The organism is Streptomyces sp. UH6, from assembly GCF_013421635.1.
In the GTDB taxonomy this organism is placed as follows: Bacteria; Actinomycetota; Actinomycetes; order Streptomycetales; family Streptomycetaceae; genus Streptomyces; species Streptomyces abyssomicinicus.
This window is the reverse complement of record NZ_JACADT010001037.1, coordinates 1-1,943: the sequence shown is the minus strand read 5'-3', so window position 1 is coordinate 1,943 and position 1,943 is coordinate 1. Positions and strand designations below refer to the sequence as shown.

2 protein-coding genes are annotated in these 1,943 nt (G+C 74.9%); both read left to right on the top strand.

What is annotated here, in order from left to right; translation table 11 throughout:
- Positions 1 to 1,403 (top strand): PQQ-like beta-propeller repeat protein (locus HW445_RS28890; protein ID WP_180223795.1); only part of this gene is annotated, 1,403 nt, incomplete at its 5' end.
- On the top strand, positions 1,400 to 1,943 hold a 544-nt coding region (locus HW445_RS28885; RefSeq protein ID WP_308800099.1), incomplete at its 3' end, for a serine/threonine-protein kinase. The genes HW445_RS28890 and HW445_RS28885, both read left to right, overlap by 4 nt.

Genomic DNA, 1,943 nt, shown 5'->3' with positions numbered 1-1,943 from the left:
CGCTCGCCGCGGTGGCGGGGGTGGTCGCCGCGGGTTCGGTGGTCACCGCGCTCCTGCGGGACGACGAGGAGCCGGCGGACGCGAAGGGCGACGGCAGGCCGCTGGGCAACGCCGTGCCCACCGTCGAACTCACGGACCCGCCGGAGCCGTTGTGGTCGAAGGAGTCGCCGTCCCGGTTCGTCATGCCGAGCCTGCACGCCTTCGAGAAGACGCTGCTGGTCCACGAGCCCAGCCTGACGTCCGTCGCCCTGGACACGGCCGCGGGCACGGTCCGCTGGAGCACCGGACTGCTGGAGGCGAACGGGACGTCGGAGGGGAAGCGGCCCCTGGGGCTCGACTCGAAGGTGCTCGGCCCGGTCGAGGGCGGGGTGCTGATCTACGCGACCGGCGCGAGCACCGGGCTGCGCACGGGCCGCAAGGACCACCTCGCCGTCTTCGACCCGGCCACCGGCCGGGAACGGTCCCGGGCCGTCCTCCAGCAGTCCGTCAGCCCCCACCGCCTCCTGGCCACGCACGGCGACACCGTCTACTGCTTCTCCAGCGGCCTCGCCGACTTCGCCCTGCCGTCGCCGGGCGAGACCCCGTCCTTCGACTACCGCGAGGAGATCGTGGCCCTCTCCGTCAGGACCGGGAAGGTCCACTGGCGCAAGCCGGCCGCGGCCGGCACCGGCTACGGACCGCGCCACGCCGCCGACCGCCTGGGCTTCTACTACTGCGAGAACACCGACGAGGGCCTCACGCTGCACGCCGTCGACGCGGCGGACGGGAAGGCGCGGTGGTCGGTGAAGGTCCCCGCCGACCCGGACAGCAACCTGCCGCCGTACATGCAGGGCGGCAGCGGCCGGCTGGGTTCCTCGGTGGTCGCGGCCGGCGACGTGCTCCTGGCGGTCAACCTCAAGGGCGGGCTGACGGCCCACGACGCGGAGACCGGCGAACGGCGCTGGTCGGTGCCGGTGACCGCGGCCACCGCGCCGGGCGTGGTCGGCGACCTGGTCCTCACCAACGACCCCACCCAGGTGCACGCCGTCGACCTCGCGACGGGCGAGGTGCGCTGGCGGATCACCAGTCCGCTGGGACTGTCCCCGATGCTCGACGACGACCCGGTGCTGGCCGCCTCCGAGGACATCACCGCGGTCCTGTTCTCCCCCATGCACATGGACGCCCAGGGCGACTTCAGGACCGACGGGAAGGCCGGCGTCCTGGTGCTCCGCACGTCCGACGGCAGGCAGCAGTGGGCGTTGCGGGAGGACCCGGCGCCCGTCGCCGACCCGTCGCCCTCCCCCTCCGGCATCGGCGGCGGGACCCGGACGGAGCCGGGACTGGCGAGCCTGGCCGTGCGCGACCGCACGGTGTTCCTCTTCTCCGGCAACCGCGTACGGGCCTTCCGGGCGGAGGAGAAGTGACCACACCCTCGGCGGACGGCCCCCGGCTCCCCTCACGCATCGGCCCGTTCACGGTCGTCCGGCTGCTCGGCGCCGGGGGCATGGGCCGGGTGTACCTGGCGGCGACCCGGGCCGGGCGTCCGGTGGCCGTCAAGGTCGTGCGCGAGAGCTACGCCCAGGACCTGGACTTCCGGCGGCGGTTCCGGGTCGAGGCGGAGGCGGCGATGAAGGTCGGCGGTGCCTTCACCGCCCCCGTCCTGGCCGCCGACCCGGACGCCCCTCTGCCCTGGCTGGCCACCGCCTACCTGCCCGCGCCCTCGCTGAGCGAGGTGGTGGCCACCCACGGGCCGATGCCGCCGGAGACGGTGCGCGCGCTGGCGGCCGGACTCGTGGAGGCGCTGACCGCGGTGCACGCCGCCGGGCTGGTGCACCGCGACCTGAAGCCGTCGAACATCCTGCTCGCCGAGGACGGCCCCCGGCTGATCGACTTCGGGCTGGCCCGGGCGCTGGACGCCGCGAGCCTCACCGGCACCGGGCAGATCCTCGGCACCGCGGGCTACC